This is a genomic window from uncultured Agrobacterium sp., assembly GCF_913777885.1.
Taxonomy (GTDB): domain Bacteria; phylum Pseudomonadota; class Alphaproteobacteria; order Rhizobiales; family Rhizobiaceae; genus Agrobacterium.
The window spans coordinates 232185-257788 of sequence record NZ_CAJYTV010000008.1 but is presented as its reverse complement, the minus strand read 5'-3'; the positions used below and the strand labels follow the sequence as shown (position 1 = coordinate 257788).

Genomic DNA, 25604 nt, shown 5'->3' with positions numbered 1-25604 from the left:
GAATACTCGCCCCTTGCGTCTTCGAAAGAGCATCAAAATCCGCGAAAAAGATACTGCGGATCCGTTCAGCCGACATAGAGCGTATTTGCTTCAGCTCGAAATTTATATTTTATCGCGTGCTGGCAGTCTTCAGCATATCAGGGAGGGGCTCACCGGTATTTTGAGTCAATCGTGCCACGCCGTGAATTCCTGCTGACCAGACAGACAGCGAGACGACGACACTCAGTATCCAAATTTTGCTTCGATAAGTCATGTAACCCTCCTGGACCAGGAGAACTTGGCCAATAGAGGTTGCCATAGACTTAAAAACAGGAGAGTGGCGGCGGTAACGGGCGCCTGAATGCGATGATTTGCTCAGACGTGATGAAAGAAAGATTAACGGAAAGAATAAAAAGTGAAAAACTGAAAACTCTTTTTTTTCGCCTCTCAAATTAATCTAATCTTATTCGGTGCCGGTCATCGGAGGATATCATTTCGAGACAGGTTATCACCCCGGCTAGTACACAACGAAACTGTCTTGATGGGCGCATCTTAGTCTTCCACGTTATCGAACTCCTGGACGGGGGAGAGTAGCTTGGCAGCCGGCGAGAAACAATCAAAGCCGCTTGGCAAAAGCCGCTTTGATTCCTATCGCGTTGCAGACAAAACTGATCTGTTTTCTATGCTTCGACCGGTTCTCTCACGTCATCCAGCAGGAAATGGACCGTGACATAACGCGTCGTGATCGTTTTGCCGCTGTCGGAAACGCTGTCAACGCTACCCCCATCGGAAGGGTGCCACTGTTGGTAGTGCGGGTTGTTGGTAATCAACGTAATTGCCTCGCCGGTCCGTTCCCCATTCAGCCGGTAACGCGCCTCTGCCAGATGCCAGATTTTCTCGAAGTCGTCCTGCGTTATACGGGCCCGCAGGGCCTTTCTAGAAACCGGCTCTCTGGAGGTGCTGCCCTCCGCAGGCGGAATGTGCAGGTTAACCTCTTCGGCATTGTCCAGCAGAAACGAAAACTCCTCAGGCCACATCCGTCTCATCTATCTCTCCTCCCAAAGCCAATGATGAACAGAGGCTTGATGATAGCGCTTGCCCTGCCAGAGGCAACGACCGATTTGTCGATCGGCAAAAATCACGAGCGGCTTCATTTGGATTGCTGGCCGGACTTCGAGCGCAGCGCGTCCAGTTGGACGCATAGAGGACGCACTGTCTGTCTGGACCAACTATCGTGCTTTCCTCGATTGGTGATTCCGATTCGAGTCCCGATGCTGTGGGTAGCGACCAAGACATGAAGCTGATAAATCCGGCGCAAGACTGACATGACATCAGGAGTTCGCCATGATCCAGCCCGCCGCATCCTTCAAGGAAAACCTGCAACAGTTGCCGTCGATCGAAAGCCTTGATCGTATCAATCTTGTTGGCGCCGACGGCAAGATTGTTGCGTCCATCGAAAATCAGCCAGGCAAACAGGGCTCGCTGGCAGTTTACCAATATCTCCAGCAATGCTTCGGCACGCTCAACCGGGACGCGGCGAGCCATGGCCTTGCGATTTTCGCCGAGCATACCGCCGACGCTAAAGAGCGTCCGGGCGCTCATCCCAATATCGACCGCTTGCTGGATATTATTGGCGGTGCGGCTCCATTGACTATCGAGCTCGTAGCGCGCTGACAGAGATGGGCAGCCCGTACACGAGAGCTGGGCGTCAAACGGGGCATGTCGTTTTCCGGCTTTCATTCAATCATCCCTCGCAGGGGTAGTGGCAAGTTGCGGCCACGTGCGGCTTTGGGTGCGTTGCTTGGCGCAAGCTCGTTGGAACTTGCCGGTAACGCCTCCAAGTGGACCAGACCCTTCCCTTAAGTGATGTCCGCCGCGAAAATTCCAAACTTCTTGCTTGATCTCCTGTGCGATGCCGACGCGGGTGAACGACCGTCCTACCGCGGCGCCCGCAAGCCCACTTGGACTCATCATTTCCCGCTTAGGAAGCGGTTGCCGCCGATGACTGGCCGTGTGTTGCGGCACTATTTACTGGTGGAAGTTTAATTGATAAGTGAATAGAACTAAATCGCGTTGTGCGGTTTCGTCTTCACGTCACGCTTCAAGCCAGGGGCTTCAGTCTTTCGACAGAAGCAGTGCCAATGCCCGACTAAGGGGAGGAGGCATTCACGCGAGGTCGAGACAAGCCAGCAAATCATGCCAGGGAGGTTCAATGTCATGATAAACCCAAAGAGTGCGCCCGCGGGGGCCACGAAGGTTCGTTACTTTATTCTTTTCATGTGCTTCGTTGGTATTTCGATCAATTATCTCGATCGAGCCAATATGAGCGTCGCTCTTCCCTTTATCGATCAGGAGCTTGGTCTAAATCTCACCAACACGGAAAAAGGCCTGATCCTGGGCGCATTTTTCTGGGCCTATGACGGCATGATGCTATTTGCCGGTTGGATCACCGATAAGCTTGGCGCGCGCAAAACCTTTTCGCTTGCTGCCATATGGTGGTCGGTCTTCACGGCGCTAACACCTCTGGCAAATAGCTTCTGGACCTTCTTCGCAGTTCGTTTCGCACTTGGCGCTGGTGAGGCCCCGGCTTATCCCTCTGCCACGAAAGCGGCGTCGCGCTGGTTCCCGAAAAGCGAAAGAGCCTTTGCGACTGCGGTGATCGATTCCGGCTCTCGCGTGGGAACGGTGCTTGCTCTTCCTATCGTCACTGCCATCATTGCCGTTGCGACCTGGCACTACTCCTTCATCATCCTCGGAGCAGTCGGTATCATTTGGGCTTTCTTCTGGTATGTCAGCTACCGCGATCCCACTGAGCACTCCCGCGCTAACGATCTCGAGCGGCGCTACATCATCGAAAATGGTGGGCGAACGGTCGAGAATGACGATCCGGAAGCTGCCAAGATCAAGTGGGTGGATCTGTTCAGATACCGCACCATATGGGGCATGATGATCGGCTTTTTCTGCCTGAACTTCGTCATCTATTTCTTCCTGACCTGGTTCCCGAGCTATCTGAAAACCGCCCGTGGTCTCAACCTGGCTGAACTGGGTCTTTACGGAATGCTGCCGGGTCTCTCGGCCGTCGTCACAGCTTGGATCGCAGGTGCGCTTGCCGACCGAGCAATCCGCAACGGCGCCAATGTCACCACGGTGCGCAAGATCATCATGGTTGGGGGTATGCTTGGCGGCGCGGCCATTCTGCCGGCTTCGTTGACGCAATCGCTCTATATGGCACTGTTTTTCCTCGCGATTTCCTACAGCAGCCTTGCCATCGCGGCGACGGGCATATGGTCCTTGCCAGCTGACGTGGCGCCAAGCTCACGCCACGTTGCCTCTATCGGCGGCATCCAGAACTTTGCCTCGAATATCGCGGGCATCATCAGCCCGCTGCTCTTCGGTTATCTGCTGGACATGTTCGGCGGAAGCTACACGCCGTCCTTCATGATGGCAGCAGGCATGGCGCTGGTTGGCGCTTTCTCCTACGCCTTCATCGTCGGCCGCGCAGAGCCCCTCCCAATTCTGCCGCCGCGCTCCTGACGCTTATCACTCAAAAACTAATCGTGGTGGCTGTTTGGGCCGCCATGATTTTGGGAGCGGTGAATAGGCGGTCAGCGGGTACACACTGACGCCGCCTCCATGATGTTCATATCGTCACCCGCAAAGCGTACTGCGGTCATTCACCCTCCCGTCGTACTATCTGGGGCGCTCTCATCGTATAGGACAGGCATTAGCCGGAGACCGCCCCGTTTGCGCGCTTTCTTCGGAGGCGGAAATTCGCCTCAGCGGGTGGGGCCATTCCTTACTTCCAATGCGCAAGACACGATCTCTTTCATACTCTTGAACGAGACAATAAGCTTCAATGCGCATCTGCAACCACCGGGTAGCGGGTTGGATTTTTCTTGTGGCGCAACGAATTCCGCTCATTTAGAATTCCTTTGGTTTAGCTCGACCATAAAATGCAACTTCAGACCGTATTATTCTTGAAGTCACCAAAGTAGTGCTTTATAGTTTCGTTCATGGCTCATCCGTCCCACTCATCCATCATGCATTACAGGCTCATGCCTGACGAGGATGCCCAGCAGGCGCTTTGCGACACTTTGTCGGCCTATGCCGCGATGATGACGATGCTGGATGAGCTGACGCGCGGGAAGTCTGGTGCGAATCTCGTGGCCTTGCACGATCTTGCCTATGAGAAAATTCGGATAGCGACAGGTCTGCCCGCGCGGCTCGTCTCACTCGGTCTTCGTGATTTCGCCTCGGCGCGCGTGCGTCCAGCTAGCATCGATGCACTGCCGCTTGATGAAAAGCTATTCGCGATCAAAGGCCCTTCGACCCTGACCATCGCCACCGTGAGAGGACGTCACGCGGTTCATTACGAGGTACTGGGCTATTCTCGCGGCAGTCTAGACCTCTTCAACGCTCAACTCGTTGTGCGCGATGATTGTTATCAGATCGAAATCGGCGTCGATACGCGCGCCTGTCAAACGGAGGACACCATGACAGCGAATGAAAGCATTCTCTCCCGTATGGGGCGTCTGATTGCCGGTCTTGCGAACAATGCCGTCGATATGGCTGAAGGCGCGAACAAGATCGTGGTGGTGGAGCAGGCCTTGAGAGAAATCGATCAGGCTGCCGATGAGGCGCGCCTCGATCTCGGCAAGGTGAAGGCGGAAGAGTACCGCATTCTCCGACGGCGCGGTGAGATCGATCAGGACTTGAAGTTGCTGGACGACAAGATTCGCACGGCCATAGCCTCGGATCGCGATGACCTTGCCAAGGCTGGGGTGGCGCGTCAGATCGATCTTGAATCCCAGCTTGCGGCACTGGACAAGGCGTTGAGCGATGCCCATGATCAACTGGCCGAAGGTCAGCAGGCGCTTCAGGCCATTCTCGCCGCGCGCCGTGAGGCGGAGGCGAGACTCGCAGACTTGAAGCGGAGTAGCGCTCAATTTCCCACCGGTGCCGGGCCGTCTGGCGCCAAGGCCGGCTCCATGGAAAATGTTAGCCGGGCCGTTTCTGCAGTATCCCGCGTCACGGGCGTGCCAGGCGGGAGCGATGCAGGCAATAGCGCCGAACTCGACGAGCTTGACCGGCTGCACCGCGAGCAGGCGATCGCAGCAAGACTTGCAAAATTCAAGACCGGGCAGAGCTGACATCATGGAGCTCTTTCTTGCTCCTCATTCGCTGCCTTTTGCCATCGCGGCGGTGATGTTGATTGCATTGACCGTGATCGAAATGGCCTGTCTGCTGATAGGCTTTTCATTGGGTGAGGTGGTCGACAAGGCTTGGCCGGACGATATGGCCGGGCTGATGTCCTGGCTGAATGTCGGCGGGGTGCCGGTGCTCATTCTGTTGATGATCATCCTCGGCATTTTCGCCATGACCGGCTTCGGTTTGCAGGCGGTTGCGAGTGCCATCTGGACTCCGCTTCCCGCCCTCATCGCGATCCCGACCGCCCTTGCAGGATCCGTGCCGACCATCCGCGTTGCAAGCAGATGGGTCGCTCGCCTCGTTCCCCGCGACGAGAGCTATGCAGTCGATCTGGCAGACCTCGTCGGCCGGACTGCGGAGGTGACGGTCGGCCCTCTTGATCAGGCTTTGCCAGGGCGCGTGCGGTTGAAGGATCGATACGGCAACTGGCATGTCTTGCGTGCCAAAGCTGCCGCCGAGGAAGCCCCGATCGCCATAGGAGCCCAAGTCCTTCTCGTCGATCGCAACTCCGACATTTTCATTGCCATCCCGGTGCCGTCCGATCTCGACGTACCGCAGACTTCATAGCATTCTAAGGAGCTCGCATGTTTTACGATCTTTTGGTGCCAGCAGCGATAGGTGTCGTCCTCGTCCTTGGCGTCGGTTTTGTTCTGGCATCGCTCTACAGGCGATCCAGCCGCGACGAAGCCTATGTTCGCACGGGCTTGGGCGGCCAGAAAGTGGTTCTGGACGGCGGCTCGCTTGTGCTGCCGATCTTCCACTCCACTGCGCGGGTCAATTTGAAGACGCTCCGGCTTGAGGTTCGGCGTGGCGAAGGCGACGCCCTTATTACCAAAGACCGCATGCGTGTGGACATCGGCGCGGAATTCTATGTTCGCGTCAAACCGGACGCGTCGTCGATCGCGCTTGCCGCTCAGACGCTTGGCGACAGAACCAACGACGCAGAGCAGCTGCGTGTGCTGATTGAAGCGAAGTTCGTCGACGGCCTGCGTTCCGTGGCTGCCACGATGACGCTGGATGCTCTGCAGGAGCAGCGTATGGATTTCGTCAAAGCGGTACAGGAGGCGGTCGGAGCCGACCTGCAATCCAACGGTCTCGAACTTGAATCCGTCTCTCTTACACGTCTTGACCAGACCGATATCAAACATTTCAACGCCAATAATTTCTTCGATGCGCACGGCTTGGCAGCGCTCACGCGCATCACTGAGGGCCGCAAGAAGGAGCGAAACGAGATTGTCCGCGATACGGAAGTTGCGATCGCACAGAAGGATCTCGAGGCGCGCCAGCAATCCCTGTTGATCGAGCGCACGAAACGTGAAGCCGAACTCAACCAGGAGCGCGATATCGCCAACAAGTCCGCTGCCACGCGCGCGGAAACGGCCCAGCAGGAGCAGGCCGCCAAGCGTGCAGAGGAGGAGGCGCGAATTGCTGCGGAGCAGGCAATTGCGGAGCGTGAAGCTCTGGCTAAGCAGGCCCGCGAGAGCGCCAACATCGACGCCACCCGTGCCGTGCAGCAGCGCGAGACTGAGGCGCGCCGCGACCTTCAGATTGTGACCCAGGAAAGCGCGATCGCGGTTGCCAATAAGAGCCGGCAGGAATCGGAGGCCAAGGCATCCGCTGAAACGGCGCGCGCCTTGGCAATTGCCGCGGAAGAAAAAGTCGGCACTGCGAAAGCGGTGGAAATCGCCGAACGCGAAAGACAGATCGCCATTATTGACGCGCGCAAGACGGCCGAAACGGACGCGACGGCCATCAAGGTCGGTGCCGAAGCGGAAAAACAGGCCGCGATCGACCAGGCCGATGCCATCAAGACGCTCGCGACAGCCGAAGCGGAAGCCGCGATTATCAAGGCCAAAGGCGTGCTGGAAACCGGCAAGGCCACGGCAGAGAGCGAGGCTTTGCTCAATGAAGCGCGAAACAAGCTCAGCTCCGCCATTATCGAATACGAAATCCTGCGCGAACGGATCCGGATCATTCCCCAGGCGCTCGCCGAGGCGGTCAAGCCGATCGAGAAAATTTCCGATATCCGCATCTTCGATACCGGCGGCATGCTTGGCCGTGGCGGGGAGGCCGGTTCCACGGGCAATATCGGTTTCGGCGAGGGGCTGGCCGGCCAGCTTCTGGCCTATCAGGCAAACAAGCCGATCGTCGACCAGCTGCTGAAAGAGGCAGGCTTCGAAGGTGAGAACGCTGTTTCCTCACTGCTTGGAAATCTGCAGAAGGAACGCCAGAAGGACGTCAAAGAGTGAATTGATTGATCGTTGGCTGGCAACATTCGCCTGAAACCGGTTGCCACCCGGCATGTGCCAGGAGCCGAGGCTGGGCTGATCGGGCGCATCGCAGAACCCGTTCGGCTTGCCTGCCATCTTGGCGGCGGCATGCTTTGCGCTCTCCTCGGTGTGCGATTGTCAAGCCGGATAGGGTTACAGCCTCACACAAGGCTTCCTCAATAATCCTGTATCGACATACCAGCATGATTGTCGCGGATATCGAGATGCGAGTCCCAAACGGCTGGAAAATCCGCCAATCTTTCCGAGGACGATTCTGTCGATGAACATGTTTCCAAACAGCATGGAAAAAATTCGAGATGACTCTCGCAGAGACGGCGTTGATGTTGTCATACGAACCAAAGACAGGCCGTTGTTGCTAAGGAGAGCTCTCAGAAGCGTTCTCGACCAGGAATACGAAAACTGGCACATTCATCTCATCAATGATGGCGGTTCCGTCGAGACCATAGAGGCGCTGCTGGCCGACTTCATGGTGCAGATCCGCTCGGACAGATTGACGGTCGTTCATAATCCAACAAATCTCGGCACCAGTGCCGCAGCCAACAAGGGCGCTCGCCTGGGGCATCTCCCTTTTCTCGTGATCCATGATGATGATGACAGCTGGCATCCCGCTTTTCTGGCGTCCGCAACCTCTTTTCTCCTCGATCCGGAGAACTGGCGGTTTGGAGGATTTTTGAGCAAGTGGAACCAGATCGATGAAGTGATAAACGGGACCGACGTCATCGGGGTTGGATCGACGGTCAAAGGCTACGACGGATCCGCTCTCGATTTCCTCGATGTTCTGCGAAGGCCCGAAATCCCGCCGATCGCGCTGGTCTTGAGACGAAATGTTTGCGAGCGCATTGGCTACTTCAACGAAAACCTTCCGGTGATCGAAGACTGGGACCTCAATCTGCGCGCGTTACAGATTGCCGATATAGCTTTGACACCTGAAGCACTGGCGAACCACCACATTCGCCGGCACGATGTCGGCCATTACAACAACACGGTCACAAAATCTCTTCCGGCTCATTTTCTCTATAATACGATTTACAGAAATGCGCTTCTCCGACAGAATCTCAACCACAATCCCGATAACATCGGCATTGTGATGGGATTGGTTCGCGATACGGAAGAGGCAAGGCGAAATCTCAGCGAGCTTACCATAGCCTCCCATCAGGTTTTGCTGGCAAACCAGCAGGAGATGATGAGCAAGATCGACAAGCTCGATAACGATATTAGAGTGATCAAGGATGTTCTCGAGGCGTATATTCAGCGAGGCTAGACGTTGGCCGACAGAATGGGGCGTACGCCGATAACTCTCCATCCTCTGCTTTAAGGCGTAAATCCCGACCGGCAGCGCCTGAGCGATGGCTTGTGAGCCAACTCTAGCTGGAGGGAAGCTTTTCCTCATTCGATCGGTCTGGAACGGTCAGAAGCCAGGATAGAACAAGACCGCCGATCAGCCACGCCGTCACGACGTAGACATAGTAGAAGCTTGGCGTGAAGACCGTATTGAACATGAAGAGAAACGCGATGTAGCCGCAGGCCACGCGGCGTACACCGAGCGCATTGCGCGGCAGGCCGGTGTGAACCCACAAATGAAGCTTGCCGAAATAGAAGCCGAACAAAGTCGCGGCAAAGATCACACCGGGAATACCGAAATTCAGATAGGCCTCGCCAAAGAGCGTCGGTCGCAGACCCGCATGAAACTCCGGGTCGAGGCCTGCAAGCGTGGTGGTGATGACGCCGGTTCGGTAATCGTTTCTAAACTCGCTGATCGAGGCTGGTATGAGCGCGGTATAGCCGGCAAGATAGGTCATGCCGTGATAGAACTGCCCTTTGAAACCGCTCAAAATCCAAGCGTAGTCTCGAAAGTCGGAGAAGTTGTTACCGTAGAAGATTTGAGCCGTGAGGCTGTCGAGCAGGCCCGGTCCTACCTGCCCGTCCGCGCTTGAGCGCAATATGCCAATGCCAATTGCCACGAGGATGAAGGCAGTTGCCGAGAGACCGAACACCAGAAGGTTTCTATAGCGGTAGGCGATGATGACGCAAATGACAAAGGCGAAAAGAGCCTCGATGCTGGCTCCACGCGTGCCGATCATCAGACCAAACGCACTGCAGAAAACACCCATGGCGATAAACAGGCGACCGCGACCGAAACCGTAGACAAGCAGGCTGATCGCCGTAGTGGGCAGGATGACGGAGTAGAGATTGATGACTGGACGGATCGACGGGTTCTCGAAAGCAAATTCCCGCCCCTCGAATGGGCGTACTCCGAGACCGAAGAGGCCCGCCGTCGCCAAGAGAATGATTAGAAATGACAGCCACGCTCCGGTCCGTGTCTGCCAGAAAGAGTAGCCGCTCTCGATAAAGTCAAAGAGATAGCTTCTACCGGAACTGAAGGCCGCAAGAGCAATGCCGACGATCAGGAATACGACGCCGAGAACCGAAAGAAAGAACGCTTGGTCTATATGCTGACGGATGACAAAAAGCGCATTGCCAACCGCTTCCATATTCTTGTCCGATCCGGCGAAGATCGGCATGATGAGTACCGGTAGAACGGTGTAACGGAGCCAGAAGTAGGACGATAAGGTCAGGACGCCCCATTTGAAGAAGGAGCTGACGTAATAGATGAGAAAGATCAGCCAGCCGAGAATGAGGATGAGCCAGGCGAGATTGGACATTTCCAAACCTTGTTCACGTGTCTGGCACTGAGTGGCGGCCAGTTGAACCTGTGTTCACGGTTCAGGCTACGTCGTTGACCTCAACATGCCCGCAATCTCTTAAGATATTGTTGACCATGTTCGGGAGAGCTGCGGCAGAACGCATCTCGTCAAGACCGCATGGCGTTTTCACGCGTCACCGTGCCCATAGCAATCTGGGTGAGGATTTGTTCCAGCCTGTCGTAATATCCAGATTGTTCCGCCGTGCCATCGAAGCCGGCAATGCCCGGAAAGAGTTCGTCACGCCTTTGCCACCACTGCTCTGGCCCGATCGACACCGCCTTTTCAAGCATGTTCAAAAGAGCACCACGCTTGTGAGGGTCATAGCACCAGCCAGTTCGCCCCTCCTCAAGGATTTCAGGCGTTCCGCCACGGTTGGTGCCGATCACCGGAACGCCGTAGACGGCTGCTTCGACCAGAATCCGGCTTTGTGGTTCGTGCCATAGCGAAGGAACGACGATTGCATCGGCGATGCGGTAAATTTCCTGCGGCGTGACGAAGCCGCGAAACTCAATATTTCGCGAGGATGCGAGACGTTTGAGACAGTCTTCCTCTCCAGAACGTCCGCGACCGGCGATAACCAGACGCGCCTTTGCTCCCGAGGGCAGGCCGTTGAAAGCTCCGACGAGATCGGCAACTCCCTTTTCTTTTGCCAAGGCTCCCAGATAGCCGAACGTAAAAGTTTGGTCTGCGGGTCTGCTTCGCCCGATGACGCTCTTGTCGAAGGAATGGAGTGGTGTGTTCTTGTTATGCATCACGTGCCAGTCAGCTTTTGAAAGAACTCCGTTTTCGAGAAAGCGCTGCTTAACGAAGTGACTGACGGCAATCACCGTCATTCCCTCGCCCTGCATTTTCAGGCGACGGTTGATGAGGCTGCAATCGAGGCAAGGCTTTTCGCAATTGTCCTCTCTGCGAAACATGCTGGTCTTGGGACAGAGCATCGCATAGTCGCGCAGGTGAAGGCAGACGGGAATACTCGCATCTTCGGCCGCATGAAACAGAGCGGGCTGCATGGAAGACGAGTTTTGCGCATAAATGAGATTGAAGTTCTCGTTCTTGAAGAACTGCGTCAACCCCTTTACGCAGAGCGCACCGAGCGCTGTTCGCAGGTGCCAGCGGGCACGATGCGCAACACTGACCGAAGGCTTGCGAGGACCTGGGAGGTAACTGTTCTTCCAGGGGAGCCGGACGACGCGGATGTTGCTCGCCAGTCTTGTTTCTCCGGGCGGCACCAGCGGGTCGCCCTCTTTTCCGAGTGCGAGGACCGTTACGTCGTGTTTCTTGGCGAGTTCGATCGCTCCGGCGCGTGCCGACATCTCGGCGCCGCCCTCTTCCTGGGGGGCAAAAGTCTGCGACACGATGCAGATTTTCACACGCGTTGTCCCTCTCCGTTGGGAAGTGTTCGTTACGATTGAAACTAAATCGCAAATAACTCTTTAAATATGTTGAATAAACGTTCGTTGAGAAAGCCGCGTTACAGTCGCGTCATCTATCACCGGCTCCTTTCTTTCACGATGTGAGGGAGGCGTGTCCGGCAAAGCGGTGGCGAATTGATGAATTCTGTTTTACTTAACAGTTGGACGACCAACGTCAAGAAACTGCGCATCCGCGCCAAAGGCGGTCGTCCAGGGGAAGAGGAAATGAGGGTTCTGCACGTCTTTGAAACGCTACCGGGCGGGCCAGCAACCTATCTGAATGAAGTCGTGCCTCACCAGATCGCCAAATACGGCGCGAAGAATGTCCGTGTCCTCGTGCCCGATGCCCATCTTTCGCATGTGCAGAACATACCATCCTCGTGTATCATAACCTTCAAGAGACAGGGACGCTACAAATCGCTTCCCGCGCTGGCGCGTGCGGTAATGGCCGAGGTGAAATCGTTCCGTCCGGATGTGGTGCATGCCCATTCAACCTTCGCAGGTGCGGTCACGCGCGCCATCGGCGCGCTCAGCAGGCGTTTCCCGCCCATCATCTATTGCGCGCATGGCTGGTCGTTCGACATGGAGACACTCGGGCCTTTGCGTCTGGTTGCACGATGGGGTGAGCGATTGCTTGCGCCATTTTGCCAGAAGATCGTTGCCATCTCCCAGCACGAATATGACAGGGGCGTTGAAATCGGCATCTCGCCGAGCCGCATGGTGGTGATCGAAAACGGATTGTCGCGGAAAAATCCTGTCGCGGTTCCTGCCGAATGGAAGGATCCGATCACCAAGGTTCTGTTCGTCGGACGTCTCGATCGTCAAAAGGGCGTCGATATTCTGTTGAAATCCGCGGCCACGCTTGAAGGTAGGGCGAGCTTCAAAGTGATCGGCGCGACGGTCACGACAAAGAGCGAGCAGAATGCGGTCTCGTTTGTTCCCGACAATGTCGAGCTTCTCGGCTGGAAATCCCCGATGGAAATTGCCGGATATCTTGCCGCATGCGATGTGGTCGTCATGCCATCGCGCTGGGAGGGCTTCGGTCTCGTCGCGCTGGAAGCCATGCGTGCGAAAAAGCCTGTCATCGCATCCGCCGTCGGCGGCCTTCGTCAGATCGTCCGGCACGGACAAACCGGCTTTTTGTTTCCGTCCGGCGACAGCGCGGCTTTGGCCGAAGCAATTCTCGGGCAGGATGCTGCAGGCTGGCGGGATATGGGGTTAGCCGGGTATCGACGTTTCCACGCACGATATCAGAGCGACAGAATGAATGATGAGCTGATCGCCCTTTATGACGAGGTTTTGAGAAAAGAAACCGCCGGAGAGCGTGTTCTCGTATGACCGTCTTCATCAATGGCCGCTTTCTGACGCAAAAGACGAGCGGGGTTCAACGGTTTGCCAGAGCGATCGTTACGGCGCTCGACAAGCGGCTTGCTGAGCAAGCAGCAACGGACGACTGGATTATCCTGACGCCGGAAGGCGTTGTGGAGGAACTGCCGCTACAGACCATCGAGCAACGGACCGTGGGTGGCCTTTCCGGTCATGTCTGGGAGCAGACGAACCTTTATGCAGCGGCGCGACGGGGCAAACTCCTGAACCTTTGCAACAGCGGTCCCGTCCTGCATCCACGCGCGGTCACCGTCATTCACGATGCAATGATCTTTCGCACGCCCGAAAACTTTTCCCGCAAGTATCGCATGGCGCACGGCACGCTAGGGCGCGTCTTGGCGCGTCGGGGCAGGATTGCCACCGTGTCCGATTTCTCCAAGCGGGAGTTGGAGGCCACCATTGGCGCGAGGGACGTCGCCGTTGTCCACAATAGCAGCGAGCACATGGCGGCGATCGGAAAGGACGAGTCAGTGATTGCGCGGCTGGGGCTGGACGAGCAGCCTTTTCTTCTGTTTGTTGGCTCGCCGACACCGAACAAGAATATTGGTCGCGCGATCGAGGCGATCCGCATGATGGGGCCTCGAGCGCCAAAGTTCGTCGTTGTTGGAGCCGTTGCCTCAAGCGTTTTTCAGGCCGGGACCGATTTCGCAAGGCCGGAGGATGAGAAGGTGATTTTCACCGGACGCCTGTCCGACGAGGAAATCGCTGCGCTTTATTCCCGTGCGACGGCTCTCTTCTTTCCCAGCCTTTACGAGGGTTTCGGCATCCCGCCGCTTGAGGCGATGTTCCTCGGTTGTCCGGTGCTGTCTTCCAATATTGCCCCCGCTCGGGAAGTGTGCGGCGATGCCGCCCTGTTCTTCGATCCGCTGCGGCCTGAGGACATGGTGAGGGCTGTGGACGAGTTAATGCAAAACCCTGAAGGTCGCGTATCGATGATTGAAAAAGGCTATCGACGCGCAGCCGGGTTTTCCTGGGATATGAGTGCAAAGCGGCTCGTCGATATTATTGGGCAGCTTTAAATAAATTAAAGATACAGGCATGCAATAGTGGATCGCCCTTAAGAGGCGGTCTAAAGAAAGTGAACTAGTCGATGCGGATCTGTATCGTATCCCAGACATTCGCGCCCCAGGAAGAGGGCGGCGCAGAGATCGTCGCGCGTATGAGCGCCCAGGAGTTGTCGCGCCATCACGATGTTTTCGTGCTCTCGCTTGGTAAGCGCGGTGACAGGCTGATGCCCACGGGTGAACGCGTCGGTGATGACGGTATTCGGGTGGTTCGGGTAAACTGGCGTAACAGCTATCTGCCCGAACACAAAAAGCCTTCCGTTGGTCGATTGGAAAAAGCCCGCTGGCACATCAAGGCATCCGTAGGCGCCGTCTCAGCGAGGGACGTCAAAGAGATATTGAAGCGTGAGCAGGTCGATTTGATTTATGCGCATAATTGCGCGCGCATGCAGCCGGCACTCTTCGAGGCTAGCCGTGAGCTCAATATTCCCATGTGCTTGCATCTGCATGATTACGCGCTGATTTGTCCCAAATCGAGCATGTTCAAAGCTACGGGGAATTGTGAAAGTCCCTGCTTCAAGTGCCGCGTCCTGACATCGAGGTTGAAGTCCGAAGGTGACGGCATGACCGTGATTGCCGTCAGCGACGCCTTGAAGCAAAGCTACCTGCGTGCGGGCGTTCTCGACAAGGCAACGTGGCATGTCCTTAGAAATGAGAACATAAGCAAAGCCAGGCTCCACCAATCGCTCATAGGTCGCGACGAGGCCAGGAGCGATGTCTTCACCTTCGGCTATCTCGGTGCGCTGGCGGAAGAGAAGGGTATCGAAGACCTGATACGCGCCTTCGTCACCATGCCGAACAGGAATTCCGCCCGGTTGATCGTTGCCGGCCGGGGGCGCGACGACTACGTCGCTCACCTGCGCTCCATTGCAGCCGATGCGCCCATCACCTTTTTGGGGTTCAGACCTCCCGAGGATGTCTATGGTGTGGCGGACGCGATCGTGCTTCCTTCTCACTGGCGGGAGCCACAAAGTCTCATCTTGATCGAGGCTGCTGTGTATGGTGTGCCCGTAATTGCGACCCGGCTCGGTGGAACGCCGGAGATCGTCGAAGAGATGAGCACCGGTTGGTGTTATGATCCGGGCATTCCAGACGCGCTATCGGATAAGATGGAAAAGGCATTATCCATCGGCCACCAAACATGGTGGGCTGAGCGCGATCATCTGTTTCCAGGTATTCGCAACTTCAAGGGTACGGCAGAAGACTCACGCTATTACGAAAGATTGAATGCGCTTCTTCTGAAGACGCAAAGACCTATCGCTCATCACATGCAAGCATTTGTAAATGTTGCTCAAGAAAAACCATAGGTGCTTCAGGATTTCTTCAGCCGATTGTTCGATTTTAGCGCTGATGAGGTGGTGAAATAAGGGAAGTCGACCATGAATGCCGGTTTTTCGTTGGCCGATAGATCTTCGTCGGCAGAGCAGGCATCTGCTGACCATCCTGTCACATTCGCCAATACCGTCGGCCTTTACAGGCCACCAGATGCTGCATCGAACATGAACTCCGCGGATGTGGCTGTTCTGTTCCTGAGTTCGTGGGGGTTCGAAGAGCTCTGTGCGCGCAAGTTCTGGCGTTTGCTGGCCGCCGACCTGGCAAGCCAGGGCTTAGCGAGCATGCGGTTCGATTATCCCGGCACAGGCGATGCGCTCGATCCGCTTGATGAAAAACACGGCCTCGATACTTGGCTCGACAGCATTCATATGGCGGCATCGACTCTTAGAGAACTATCCGAGGCTCGTCATCTTATCCTCGTCGGTCACGGGCTTGGCGGTCTGCTGGCATGGAAGGCTGCTGAAACTTTGGAAAACGTGGCGGGGCTTGCGATGGCTGCCCCGGCTCTTTCCGGGCGCAACTGGCTTCGCGAGTTTGCGGCCTTGAGCCGTGTGGCCAATCCGGACGCCTTGCAGCATAAGGTGCCGTCCTCGGGCCCTGCGATGGGCGAGCAGGTTTTTCCAGACGCCGTGGCGAAGAGGCTTCGAGCGCTCAACATATCGTCTCCCGCCGAGGCGCCTTCTTCCGAGTTCCTCCTCTTGAAACAGAACAATCGCCCGGCGGATGCGCAGTTTGAGTTGCACCTTTCGAAGCTCGGAGTAACTGTTCATGCAGAGGTCTTTCCAAACTACAATGAGTTCGTGCGCGACGTGCTGTTTTCCGTTCCGTCGAAGAAAGCCATTGAATCAATCACGCGTTGGTCGGTGCAAGTTGCATCGAAGTATGCTGCCGAAACCGTGCTGGCGCAGAGGGCTCAAAGTTCAAGCGTACCTCCTGCCCAACCATTGGCTGGCGATGGGTTTCGAGAAAGACCAGTGCGGTTTGGCGAAAAGGACCGTCTTTACGGCATTCTCTGCGAGCCTCTTTGCCAGCGACGCGGCGCGACGGTGATCGTCGTGCCGACCGGTTATGAGCGCATGTCCGGCTGGGGCCGGATTTCCGCGCAACTTTGCCGAGAGCTTGCCCGCGATGGGATCGCATCATTCCGGTTTGATATGGCAAATGTGGCCGACAGCCCTTGCGTGCCGGGTGCGCCCGAGCAAGTGCTGTATCGTAAAGATCAGCTAAGGGACGTAAGCGCTGCCATCGACTTTCTCGAGCAGGAAAAGCTTCTCCCTGTCGTCGTCAGCGGTCGTTGCAGTGGCGCCTGGACTGCATTCAAGAGCGGCGTGATGGATAAGCGCGTCAGCGGTATCGTGCCAGTCAATGCCTTCGATTTCTACATCCCGGAAGACATCAACGTGGATGACTTCCTACGTTCCACGCGGCAATCGCTGTCCGGCTATGGCTCGAAGCTTCTCAGCGGATCGCTGTGGAAGCGCGTTCTCAAGGGGGAGGTGCGTGTTTTCCGTGGTCTATTCAATCTCAGCGTCACGCTCCTCAAGAAGGCCTTGGCATTCCTCACGCCGCTTGCAGTGAAATATCCGTATTTTTCCAAGCGCCACCGTTCTCTCAATGACGATTTTGCCTCCCTTCGCGCCAACCAAACAAAGGTGACGCTGATCTACACTCAAGGTGACGTCGGCATGAGCATGCTGGAGAGTAATTTCGGTGCTGGAGCACGTTTGTTGAGTGGTCAATATGGCGATCCGAAAATCGTTCTCATTTCGGATGCGGACCACAACCTCACGACGGCTGAGGCGCGCAGGGAATGGACCCGCGAACTCATGATCCTTGCGCTTCAGTTCCAGCCGCAAGCTTGAGGGCTTGGTGGGATTTTTCCTGACATCGCGCGCCGCAGCGACCCCATCGATTTATCCTCGAGACGAATAAAAAAGCGCGGCACCCGATGACCATCGGGTACCGCGCTTTGTATCTTATACTTGAAAAATTCAGGCCTGTTCGAACACGCCGTGGCAGTGCTTGTATTTCTTGCCGGAACCACAAGGGCACGCCTCGTTGCGACCGACCTTGCCCCATGTGGCAGGATCGTTCGGATTGCGCTGCTCCGGCGGTACATAGATGTCGGCACCGGCGGCTGAAGCGATGGCAAACTCGTCTTCGCCAGTGACGGGATCGAGGTGATGCGCCGTCATTTCCGGCAGTTCGGCTGGCGCAGGTGTGTCAACCATAAGTTCCACGCGCATCAGCTGGGCAGTGACCGCTTCACGCAGGTTGGCGAGCAAGGCCTGGAAAAGCTCGAAGGCTTCAGCCTTGTATTCTTGAAGCGGGTCGCGCTGTGCATATCCACGGAAGCCGACGACGGAACGCAGGTGGTCGAGGTTGACGATGTGTTCGCGCCACAGATGATCGATCGTCTGCAGAATAACCGAGCGTTCGACATAGGTCATGACTTCAGGGCCGAAACGTTCGGCCTTGTCGGCCATGACCTTGTCCGCAGCCTCGGTGATGCGCTGAAGAATATCGTCTTCGGCAATTCCCTCTTCCTTGGCCCAGTCATCGAGCGGCAGGTCCAGATTGAGGGACTGCTGAACGCCAGCCTTCAGACCTTCGATATCCCACTGTTCCGCGTAGGCATTTTCAGGAATGTGCTTGCCGACGAGAGCTTCGATCACTTCGTTGCGCATATCGGCTGCGGTTTCGCCGATATTGTCGGCTTCCATCAGTTCGAGGCGCTGTTCGAAAATGACCTTACGCTGATCGTTCAAGACGTCGTCATATTTCAACAGGTTCTTACGCGTTTCGAAGTTACGGGCTTCAACCTTCTTCTGTGCGCGCTCAAGAGCCTTGTTGATCCACGGATGGACGATTGCTTCGCCCTCTTTCAGGCCAAGCTTCTGCAGCATCGAATCCATACGGTCGGAGCCGAAAATGCGCATCAGGTCGTCCTGGAGCGACAAGTAGAACTTGGAGCGTCCTGGGTCACCCTGGCGACCGGAACGGCCACGCAGCTGGTTGTCGATACGGCGGCTTTCGTGGCGCTCGGTAGCGATGACGTATAGACCTCCACCCGCAAGCGCCTTTTCCTTCAGAACCTTGATCTCTTCGCGGATCGCCTGCTCCTTGGCATCGCGCTCCGGTCCAGGCTCCATGCCCTCCAGCTCGCGCTCAAGGCGCATGTCGACATTGCCGCCGAGCTGAATATCCGTACCACGGCCGGCCATGTTGGTCGCGATGGTCACAGCACCCGGCACGCCCGCCTGCGAGACGATGTAGGCTTCCTGCTCATGGTAGCGAGCGTTCAGAACCTGGAAGTTCTCAAACCCGGTCTGGCGCAGCATGGTCGCAAGCAGTTCGGACTTTTCGATCGAGGTGGTGCCGACGAGAACCGGCTGATTGCGCTCATGCGCTGCACGTATCTCTTCGATGATCGCCTTGAACTTTTCTTCGCCGGTCCGGTAGACCTCGTCGTCTTCGTCGATACGCTGAATAGGCAGGTTGGTCGGAACTTCGACCACGTCGAGGCCGTAAATATTGTTGAATTCTTCCGCTTCCGTTGAGGCCGTACCGGTCATGCCAGCAAGCTTTGAGTACATGCGGAAATAGTTTTGGAAGGTGACGGAAGACAGCGTCTGGTTTTCCGGCTGGATCTGCACCTTTTCCTTGGCTTCAAGCGCCTGGTGCTGACCTTCGGAATAACGGCGGCCCGGCATCATTCGGCCGGTGAACTCGTCGATGATGACGATCTCACCATTGCGGACGATATAGTCCTTGTCGCGCTGGAAGAGCTTGTGGGCCTTCAGTGCATTGTTGATGTGGTGAACGATCGCGACGTTTTCGACGTCATAGAGCGATTCACCCTTGAGAAGTCCTGCCTGGCGCAGAAGATTTTCGAGTTTCTCTGTGCCTTCCTCGGAGAAGTTTGCCGAGCGCTGTTTCTCATCGATTTCGTAATCGTCTGGTGTCAGCATCGGGATGAAGGCGTCGATCGTGTTGTAGAGATCGGAGCGGTCATCCAGCGGGCCGGAAATGATCAGCGGCGTGCGCGCTTCGTCAACGAGAATTGAGTCGACTTCGTCCACAATGGCGTAGTTGTGGCCGCGCTGGACCATCTGCGCCTTGTCGTACTTCATATTGTCGCGAAGATAATCGAAGCCGAGCTCGTTGTTCGTCGCATAGGTGATATCGCAGGCGTAAGCCGCGCGGCGCTCGTCGTCGTCCAGACCATGAACGATCACGCCGGTGGTCAGGCCGAGGAAGCCATAAAGGCGTCCCATGATGCTGGCGTCACGCTTGGCGAGGTAGTCGTTGACGGTCACCACATGCACGCCCTTGCCGGCAAGCGCATTGAGATAAACGGCAAGCGTCGCCACCAGCGTCTTACCTTCACCGGTCTTCATCTCGGCAATGGCGCCCTCGTTCAGGATCATGCCACCGGTCAACTGAACGTCGAAGGGGCGCATGCCGAGCACGCGGCGCGAAGCCTCACGCGCAACGGCGAAAGCCGGGATGAGAAGACTATCCAGCGTTTTGCCTTCGGCGAGTTGCTGGCGGAATTCCACGGTCTTTGCCGCGAGCGCCTCATCAGAGAGCGCCTTGGTCTGCTCTTCGAGAGCGGCAATGGCAGCGATATTGGAGCGATAGGAACGAACGCGACGATCGTTTGACGAGCCAAACAATTTGCGGGCGATTCCGCCGAGACTGACCATCCAACTGGCCCTTTCTGAAATTTCGTTTCGTCGGGCGGTTTTTGTCCGTCATCGGCAATAACGCACAAATGACGAACGACACCCCGAAACGCATCTGGACGCGAGATTGCGTGACAGATAAGAGGGGGGGCAAATGATGTCAACGGTTCTGCCCGTTACAGAATGGCCACATTCCGGTGTTTGGAAGATTTTTCAGCCGGGAAACCACGTCTGGAGCCGGCTTTGTCTCCGAAAGGTTCAATATGTTGCGCTACAATAGAATCGCCGCTGCTGTGATCGTGGCTGGTCTTGGTCTGCACCTCCCTGCTTTTGCGGCTGAAGACGCCGTGGTCGCCAAGGTCGGCGATCTCGAGATTCGTCAGTCGGAACTCGAGCTGGCTATGAACAGCCTCGATTCACAGCTGGCCCAGCTTCCCGATGAGCAGAAGAAGGTCGCTGCTCTTTCCAGCGCCATCGAGGTGAAGCTCCTGGTCAAGCAGGCGACTGCCGAAGGACTGGACAAGACCGACGACTTCAAGAAGCGCATGGCCTTCCTCTCCGACCGCGAATTGCACGGCGCCTATTTCCGCAAGCACGTTGCCGACTCCATTACGGACGCCGAAGTGAAGGCACGTTACGACAAGGAAGTCGCAGCCCTGCCGAAGGAAGAGGAAGTCAAGGCCGCTCACATTCTGGTTGCGACCGAAGAGGAAGCCAAGGACGTGATCAAGCAGCTCGACGCAGGCAAGGATTTTGCCGCGTTGGCGAAGGAGAAGTCGACCGATTCCAATAAGGACGATGGCGGCGATCTCGGTTGGTTCGGCAAGGGCCGCATGGTTCCGGAATTCGAAGAGGCGGCATTCAAGCTCGAAAAGGGCGCCTATACCAAGGAGCCGGTCAAATCGGAATTCGGCTTCCACGTCATCAAGGTCGAAGACAAGCGGGTCACGCCTCCGCCTGCATTCGAGCAGGTCGAGCCGCAGGTCCGTCAGCTGGTGATGCGTGACAAGTATTTCGCGCTGATCAAAAAGGAGAAGGCCGAGCAGAAGGTCGAAATCTCCGACGAGACGCTTCGCAAGGAGTATGATGAGGCGTCCAAGAAGCAGGACGAGCAGCTTCAGCAGTAAGCGTATTACATCAGGGCGGCGCAAAGCCGCCCTTTTTCCGTGTTAATTTCTTTCTTTGATGCAGGTCGATTTCATGTCCGCTGCCGTTTCCCCACTTGCCCCGAAATCCTATCCTGAGATGCCAGCCATCCGCGGTGTGCGCATGGCGACGGCCGCTGCCGGCATCAAGTACAAGAACCGTACAGACGTTCTTTTGATGGTGTTCGATCAACCTGCGTCGGTTGCTGGCGTCTTTACCAAGTCTCGTTGCCCATCCGCTCCTGTCGATTATTGCCGCGCCAACCTTTCTGGCGGCGTCGCGCGCGCCGTCGTGGTCAATTCCGGTAACGCCAACGCCTTCACCGGCAAAAAGGGCAAGGCGGCAACTGAACTCACCGGCCAGTCTGCTGCAGCCGCTGTAGGCTGCAATGAAAGCGAAGTCTTTCTGGCCTCCACCGGTGTTATCGGCGAGCCATTGGATGCATCCAAATTTGCCGGTGTTCTGAGCCAGATGAATGCCGATGCAAATGGCGACTTCTGGCTTGAGGCTGCCAAGGCCATCATGACGACGGACACCTATCCGAAGGTTGCGACCCGCACTGCAGAGATCGGCGGTGTTACGGTCACGATCAACGGCATCGCCAAAGGTGCGGGCATGATCGCACCGGACATGGCGACCATGCTTTCCTACGTCGTCACAGATGCTAATATAGCTTCTGCGGCGCTACAATCACTTCTCTCTGCCGGTGTCGAACCCACCTTCAATTCGGTGACCGTCGACAGCGACACCTCGACATCCGATACGCTGATGCTGTTTGCCACAGGCGCAGCTGCTTCGGACGGGCAGGCACGCATCGAAAGCGCAAATGATCCGAAACTCGACGCTTTCCGCACCGCCCTCCACGATCTTCTGAAAGATCTCGCCCTACAGGTCGTGCGCGATGGCGAAGGCGCGCGCAAGATGGTCGAGGTTAGCGTCGTGGGAGCTGAAAGCGACACTGCGGCCAAGAAGATCGCACTTTCGATTGCCAACTCCCCGCTGGTCAAGACCGCAGTTGCGGGAGAAGACGCCAATTGGGGCCGGGTCGTCATGGCCGTCGGCAAATCCGGCGAGCTGGCCGATCGTGACCGGTTGGCGATCTGGTTCGGGCATGTGCGCGTTGCCGTCGATGGCGAGCGTGATCCGTCCTATTCCGAAGCCGAGGCGTCTGCCGTCATGAAGCAGCAAGACATTTCCGTGAAGGTGGATATCGGACTTGGCAACGGCAAGGCGACCGTCTGGACTTGCGACCTCACCAAGGAATACGTCGAAATCAACGGCGACTACCGGAGCTGAACGGTGGAGGCCACACCGATGCATAACAGTGCCGTCAATCTGCCGCTGGTACGCCGTCTCGAGGCCGTGAGTTTTCGCGCCTGGCCTGCGTCGTCGGTCACGTATGACGGCAGCTGGCAGGTCCGGCTCACGGGCTCGCACCCTTCCAAGCGCATCAATTGCGTTGTCCCTCTGGATCCTTCCGACTACGGCAATTGCGATCTGCGGCTGGAAAAAGCACGTCGCCGTTTCGAGGATTTCGGCAGACCTCTCATCATCCGCGAAACCACGCTGATGCCCGCGCAGTTGAGAGCCCATCTCTACGACAATGGCTGGACCGTTTTCGAAGAGGTCAAGGTGTTGACGGCGGATCTCGTCGACGCGGAGCTACCGGAGGCGCTGGCCCATTTACCAAGCCATGATATCGGCAGGTTCGTGGAAGCTAGCCTCAGGGTGAGTGGCGACGATCCCTCACTGCGATCGGCGATTGCCGAGATCGTCAGTTCCATCAAACCCAATCTCGGTCTCTTCATCAAGGAAGAGGTCGAAGGCGACCCTCATGCGACCGTTATCTGTGTTCAGGACAACGATCTGGCAGGTGTGCTTTCGCTTGAGGTTGCAAGTGCGGCCCGTCGCATGGGTGTCGGCCGTGAAATCTTGACATCTGCGCTTCGCTGGGCGCGTATCAGCGGGGCGAAGACCGCGTGGTTGCAGGTGGGTGCGACCAATGTGGCAGCCCTTGGACTGTACGAAACATTCGGCTTTGAAGAGGCCTATACCTATCGGTACTGGGGCAAGGACGCGTCATAATGGATCAGACGGTCAAAAAAATCCTGCTTGTAGTGGCATGCGCTTTGCTCGATCAGGACGGACGCATTCTTGTTGCCCAGAGGCCACAGGGCAAATCGCTCGCGGGGCTTTGGGAATTTCCGGGCGGCAAGGTCGAGCAGGGCGAAACGCCTGAAGAAACGCTCGTGCGCGAACTCCATGAAGAACTGGGCATCACCACGAAGATCGCCTGTCTTGCGCCGTTGACGTTTGCAAGCCACACCTACGAAGCATTCCATCTGCTGATGCCGCTTTATGTCTGCCGCCGATATGATGGGATCCCGCATGGCCGCGAAGGGCAAAACGTGAAATGGGTGAAACCTCAGTCGTTGCGCGATTATCCTATGCCGCCCGCCGACGAACCCCTGATCCCATACCTTCAGGATCTCCTTTAAAATTCCTGTGAATAAGCCGGAATCCGACGGCTTTCAGCGTCTCTTAAGTGCCGAAACGGCACGGCATTAACCTATCGTTTAGCAAGCTCTGGCAAATTTCAAGGCTGACGATTTGGTAAATGGCGCGTAGCGAGGCCGAGTTATGAATGAGGATTTCTGGAAAACCGTTGAGGACCGCCAGTCCTATTCCGCCAAGTCACGCCGGATCGGCGTTTTGAATGTTGCACTTCTGTTTGGAATGGTGGCCATCGCGCTTTCACTGATCGTGACGCCCATGCTGGCCGGGAAAACTCCGTCTGCCCGCTTTGCGCAGGTGCCTGACAATGTCGATATGATCAGCACCGGCTCTATCAAGCGGGGCGATCAGCCAACGAGCTACAGTATTCGTCGCAGCATCACTCAGCCTACACCAGGCTCTGTCTGCATTGTGGATGGTTATTCCAGCGGCCGCGACTGCTGATCGCCTGAAACAGGTTCGCCAGCAATAAAATCGCCACGTTCTCATCAATATCCGATTAACCTTGCATCGTAATGCTTGCGTTTGGGCGTCGCTGGCGGCGTACAACCGTAGCGTAGTAACGAAATAAACATTTTATCTGCGCATAGTCATGGCCATGTCTACTCGAGATGCTGCACGGCATCTGCTTGGCAAGGATTTTCGATTTGCACGGGCAAAATATTATTTGGCGTTATTTACAGAAATTCATTGCTGATAACAGCGGAGCGACAGCGATAGAATACGGCATGATTGTCGGCCTGATTGCCGGCGTTATTATTTTGGCTGTGGGAAATATCGGAAATAGGCTGGAAACGATCCTTAATGTCATTCGAGATGCCTTGGTGGGTGCTGCCGGCTGAGACGGATGAGATTTGCCGAGTGTAGGGTCAGACCAAAACTGTAGCGCGCAGCGCGTCCCGTTGGCGGCAAAAAGGACGCTCTATTCTTTTGAATTCACGCTCGTGTTTCAGGATTGGTCCAAGTTCTTACCCTTGAGCACATCGGCAAGGCGAACATTGGCGGAACCAGGTTTCAGTGGCTTCTGCTGGCTTTCATGCGGCGCCCAGCCTGACATGTAGATGATCGAGAACGTAGCTCTGATGCGGCCATCGGCATCGCTGTATCGTTGCGCATAGATTTCGGCGGCGCGCATGAAGAAGAGGCGGGTCAGCGGTGTTCGGCTGCGCCCGAGCAGCGGATTTGCCATTCCCATGGCGCGCAAGTCTCTCATAAGCGGGAAGATGGAATCGTAGCGCACCGTATAGGTTTCCGTATCCGTCACAGGCAAGGCGAAACCTGCACGTTGCAACAGGGCACCGATGTCTCGCACATCCGCAAAAGGGATGACGCGCGGGCTTGCGCCTCCAAGCAACTCCGCTTCCGTAGCGAGAAGGACGTCCCGAAGCTCCTGTAAGGTTCCGCTGCCGGGAAGGGCGGCCAGAAACAAGCCGTCCGGTTTAAGCGCCTTACGGATCTGGATCAGCGTGCCGGGCGTGTCATTCGTCAGGTGCAGGGAGAGCGGTGAAATGACGAGGTTGCTGGAGGCGGGCTCGAGCGCCAAATCTTCGAGGGATGCGACTTTTGCAGTGCCATCGTCTGGCAGAAAATCGCGGCTGGTCTCAATGCGGGTTATCGAGCCGACCTTGCCGGTTTCCAGGACGCGCCGTGCGGTAATGCCTGTTGCGCCATGTAGTTCGATCGCGCTGTCGAAATGGCGCTCGACGATGGCAATACGTTCGGCAATTTCGGTTGCGGCAATATCGAGCAGGAAATGTGCTTGACGATCTCCAAACCGCCATGCGCGGTGGCGATGTCGTTCGATAAGCGCCGGGTCAAAGAGAATATCCATGGGGAACCTGTCAAAACTTTGCTGTCGCAGAGGCACCCCTTTCCC

At 56.4% G+C, this 25604-nt stretch carries 21 protein-coding genes; 16 read left to right on the top strand and 5 right to left on the bottom strand.

All coding sequences use genetic code 11. The annotated features are described in order from the left end of the window. Window positions 1-659 precede the first annotated feature (659 nt). On the bottom strand, window positions 660-1016 hold the full coding sequence (locus QZ869_RS06760; protein ID WP_296039872.1) for a hypothetical protein: 357 nt from the start codon (window positions 1014-1016) through the stop codon (window positions 660-662). Between the two features lie 307 nt (window positions 1017-1323). Here QZ869_RS06760 and QZ869_RS06755 point away from each other — a divergent pair, with 307 nt between their 5' ends. The 6 genes from QZ869_RS06755 to QZ869_RS06730 all read left to right on the top strand — a co-directional run bounded on the left by QZ869_RS06755 (window position 1324) and on the right by QZ869_RS06730 (window position 8739). Beyond that, on the top strand, window positions 1324-1653 hold the full coding sequence (locus QZ869_RS06755) for a DUF2322 family protein (RefSeq protein ID WP_296081363.1): 330 nt from the start codon (window positions 1324-1326) through the stop codon (window positions 1651-1653). Between the two features lie 543 nt (window positions 1654-2196). Beyond that, complete coding sequence (locus QZ869_RS06750) at window positions 2197-3513, top strand: MFS transporter (RefSeq protein ID WP_296016040.1); 1317 nt, start codon at window positions 2197-2199, stop codon at window positions 3511-3513. A gap of 479 nt (window positions 3514-3992) precedes the next feature. Beyond that, window positions 3993-5129 (top strand): PspA/IM30 family protein, encoded by a 1137-nt coding sequence (locus QZ869_RS06745; protein WP_296103448.1) that lies wholly within the window; start codon window positions 3993-3995, stop codon window positions 5127-5129. A 4-nt stretch (window positions 5130-5133) separates the two neighbouring features. Continuing rightward, on the top strand, window positions 5134-5754 hold the full coding sequence (locus QZ869_RS06740; RefSeq protein ID WP_296103445.1) for an OB-fold-containig protein: 621 nt from the start codon (window positions 5134-5136) through the stop codon (window positions 5752-5754). 17 nt (window positions 5755-5771) lie between these two features. Continuing rightward, window positions 5772-7436 (top strand): flotillin domain-containing protein, encoded by a 1665-nt coding sequence (locus QZ869_RS06735; protein WP_296103442.1) that lies wholly within the window; start codon window positions 5772-5774, stop codon window positions 7434-7436. Between the two features lie 301 nt (window positions 7437-7737). Beyond that, complete coding sequence (locus QZ869_RS06730) at window positions 7738-8739, top strand: glycosyltransferase family 2 protein (RefSeq protein WP_367115314.1); 1002 nt, start codon at window positions 7738-7740, stop codon at window positions 8737-8739. A gap of 103 nt (window positions 8740-8842) precedes the next feature. Here QZ869_RS06730 and QZ869_RS06725 read toward each other — a convergent pair whose 3' ends face one another. Next, the gene (locus QZ869_RS06725; RefSeq protein WP_296103439.1) at window positions 8843-10141 is read right to left on the bottom strand and encodes an O-antigen polymerase; all 1299 of its coding nucleotides are present in this window, start codon (window positions 10139-10141) and stop codon (window positions 8843-8845) included. Window positions 10142-10290: 149 nt separating this feature from the next. Further along, a complete protein-coding gene (locus tag QZ869_RS06720; protein ID WP_296103436.1) occupies window positions 10291-11553 on the bottom strand; it encodes a glycosyltransferase in 1263 nt (420 codons plus the stop codon). A 180-nt stretch (window positions 11554-11733) separates the two neighbouring features. On the opposite strand from QZ869_RS06720, the gene QZ869_RS06715 reads away from it, so the two are divergent. From QZ869_RS06715 to QZ869_RS06700, 4 genes are all read left to right on the top strand, one after another. Then, window positions 11734-12933 (top strand): glycosyltransferase, encoded by a 1200-nt coding sequence (locus QZ869_RS06715; RefSeq protein ID WP_296099567.1) that lies wholly within the window; start codon window positions 11734-11736, stop codon window positions 12931-12933. After that, window positions 12930-14000, top strand: coding sequence for a glycosyltransferase family 1 protein (locus QZ869_RS06710; protein WP_296103434.1), 1071 nt, complete (start codon window positions 12930-12932; stop codon window positions 13998-14000). Before QZ869_RS06715 ends, QZ869_RS06710 begins: the two co-directional genes overlap by 4 nt. A gap of 71 nt (window positions 14001-14071) precedes the next feature. Continuing rightward, window positions 14072-15352 (top strand): glycosyltransferase, encoded by a 1281-nt coding sequence (locus tag QZ869_RS06705; RefSeq protein ID WP_296103432.1) that lies wholly within the window; start codon window positions 14072-14074, stop codon window positions 15350-15352. A 72-nt stretch (window positions 15353-15424) separates the two neighbouring features. Beyond that, complete coding sequence (locus tag QZ869_RS06700; protein WP_296103429.1) at window positions 15425-17242, top strand: alpha/beta fold hydrolase; 1818 nt, start codon at window positions 15425-15427, stop codon at window positions 17240-17242. A 129-nt stretch (window positions 17243-17371) separates the two neighbouring features. Here QZ869_RS06700 and secA read toward each other — a convergent pair whose 3' ends face one another. After that, on the bottom strand, window positions 17372-20089 hold the full coding sequence (gene secA, locus QZ869_RS06695; RefSeq protein ID WP_296081346.1) for a preprotein translocase subunit SecA: 2718 nt from the start codon (window positions 20087-20089) through the stop codon (window positions 17372-17374). 242 nt (window positions 20090-20331) lie between these two features. Here secA and QZ869_RS06690 point away from each other — a divergent pair, with 242 nt between their 5' ends. From QZ869_RS06690 to QZ869_RS06665, 6 genes are all read left to right on the top strand, one after another. Continuing rightward, a complete protein-coding gene (locus QZ869_RS06690) occupies window positions 20332-21195 on the top strand; it encodes a peptidylprolyl isomerase (RefSeq protein WP_296081344.1) in 864 nt (287 codons plus the stop codon). A gap of 73 nt (window positions 21196-21268) precedes the next feature. After that, on the top strand, window positions 21269-22510 hold the full coding sequence (gene argJ / locus QZ869_RS06685) for a bifunctional glutamate N-acetyltransferase/amino-acid acetyltransferase ArgJ (protein ID WP_296103426.1): 1242 nt from the start codon (window positions 21269-21271) through the stop codon (window positions 22508-22510). 18 nt (window positions 22511-22528) lie between these two features. Further along, entirely contained in the window at window positions 22529-23299 is a 771-nt protein-coding gene (locus tag QZ869_RS06680) for an N-acetyltransferase (protein WP_296103423.1), read from the top strand. Beyond that, window positions 23299-23712 carry an 8-oxo-dGTP diphosphatase MutT gene (gene mutT / locus QZ869_RS06675; protein WP_296103419.1) on the top strand — a complete coding sequence of 138 codons (414 nt, stop codon included), beginning with the start codon at window positions 23299-23301 and terminating at the stop codon, window positions 23710-23712. The genes QZ869_RS06680 and mutT overlap by 1 nt, the downstream gene beginning before the upstream one ends. A gap of 142 nt (window positions 23713-23854) precedes the next feature. Next, a complete protein-coding gene (locus QZ869_RS06670; protein WP_296020626.1) occupies window positions 23855-24172 on the top strand; it encodes a hypothetical protein in 318 nt (105 codons plus the stop codon). Window positions 24173-24339: 167 nt separating this feature from the next. After that, a complete protein-coding gene (locus tag QZ869_RS06665) occupies window positions 24340-24570 on the top strand; it encodes a Flp family type IVb pilin (RefSeq protein WP_296039773.1) in 231 nt (76 codons plus the stop codon). Between the two features lie 107 nt (window positions 24571-24677). On the opposite strand, the gene QZ869_RS06660 is transcribed toward QZ869_RS06665, so the two are convergent. Further along, window positions 24678-25559: a methyltransferase domain-containing protein gene (locus QZ869_RS06660; protein ID WP_296081340.1), complete on the bottom strand. Its 882-nt coding sequence runs from the start codon at window positions 25557-25559 to the stop codon at window positions 24678-24680. Between the last annotated feature and the right edge of the window lie 45 nt (window positions 25560-25604).

Coding starts and splice junctions, on each gene's coding strand:
- QZ869_RS06760 (WP_296039872.1), bottom strand. CDS start 1,016: ATGTGGCCTGAGGAGTTTTCGTTTCTGCTGGACAATGCCGAAGAGGTT.
- QZ869_RS06755 (WP_296081363.1), top strand. CDS start 1,324: ATGATCCAGCCCGCCGCATCCTTCAAGGAAAACCTGCAACAGTTGCCG.
- QZ869_RS06750 (WP_296016040.1), top strand. CDS start 2,197: ATGATAAACCCAAAGAGTGCGCCCGCGGGGGCCACGAAGGTTCGTTAC.
- QZ869_RS06745 (WP_296103448.1), top strand. CDS start 3,993: ATGGCTCATCCGTCCCACTCATCCATCATGCATTACAGGCTCATGCCT.
- QZ869_RS06740 (WP_296103445.1), top strand. CDS start 5,134: ATGGAGCTCTTTCTTGCTCCTCATTCGCTGCCTTTTGCCATCGCGGCG.
- QZ869_RS06735 (WP_296103442.1), top strand. CDS start 5,772: ATGTTTTACGATCTTTTGGTGCCAGCAGCGATAGGTGTCGTCCTCGTC.
- QZ869_RS06730 (WP_367115314.1), top strand. CDS start 7,738: ATGAACATGTTTCCAAACAGCATGGAAAAAATTCGAGATGACTCTCGC.
- QZ869_RS06725 (WP_296103439.1), bottom strand. CDS start 10,141: ATGTCCAATCTCGCCTGGCTCATCCTCATTCTCGGCTGGCTGATCTTT.
- QZ869_RS06715 (WP_296099567.1), top strand. CDS start 11,734: ATGAATTCTGTTTTACTTAACAGTTGGACGACCAACGTCAAGAAACTG.
- QZ869_RS06710 (WP_296103434.1), top strand. CDS start 12,930: ATGACCGTCTTCATCAATGGCCGCTTTCTGACGCAAAAGACGAGCGGG.
- QZ869_RS06705 (WP_296103432.1), top strand. CDS start 14,072: ATGCGGATCTGTATCGTATCCCAGACATTCGCGCCCCAGGAAGAGGGC.
- QZ869_RS06700 (WP_296103429.1), top strand. CDS start 15,425: ATGAATGCCGGTTTTTCGTTGGCCGATAGATCTTCGTCGGCAGAGCAG.
- secA (WP_296081346.1), bottom strand. CDS start 20,089: ATGGTCAGTCTCGGCGGAATCGCCCGCAAATTGTTTGGCTCGTCAAAC.
- QZ869_RS06690 (WP_296081344.1), top strand. CDS start 20,332: ATGTTGCGCTACAATAGAATCGCCGCTGCTGTGATCGTGGCTGGTCTT.
- argJ (WP_296103426.1), top strand. CDS start 21,269: ATGTCCGCTGCCGTTTCCCCACTTGCCCCGAAATCCTATCCTGAGATG.
- QZ869_RS06680 (WP_296103423.1), top strand. CDS start 22,529: ATGCATAACAGTGCCGTCAATCTGCCGCTGGTACGCCGTCTCGAGGCC.
- mutT (WP_296103419.1), top strand. CDS start 23,299: ATGGATCAGACGGTCAAAAAAATCCTGCTTGTAGTGGCATGCGCTTTG.
- QZ869_RS06670 (WP_296020626.1), top strand. CDS start 23,855: ATGAATGAGGATTTCTGGAAAACCGTTGAGGACCGCCAGTCCTATTCC.
- QZ869_RS06665 (WP_296039773.1), top strand. CDS start 24,340: ATGCTGCACGGCATCTGCTTGGCAAGGATTTTCGATTTGCACGGGCAA.
- QZ869_RS06660 (WP_296081340.1), bottom strand. CDS start 25,559: ATGGATATTCTCTTTGACCCGGCGCTTATCGAACGACATCGCCACCGC.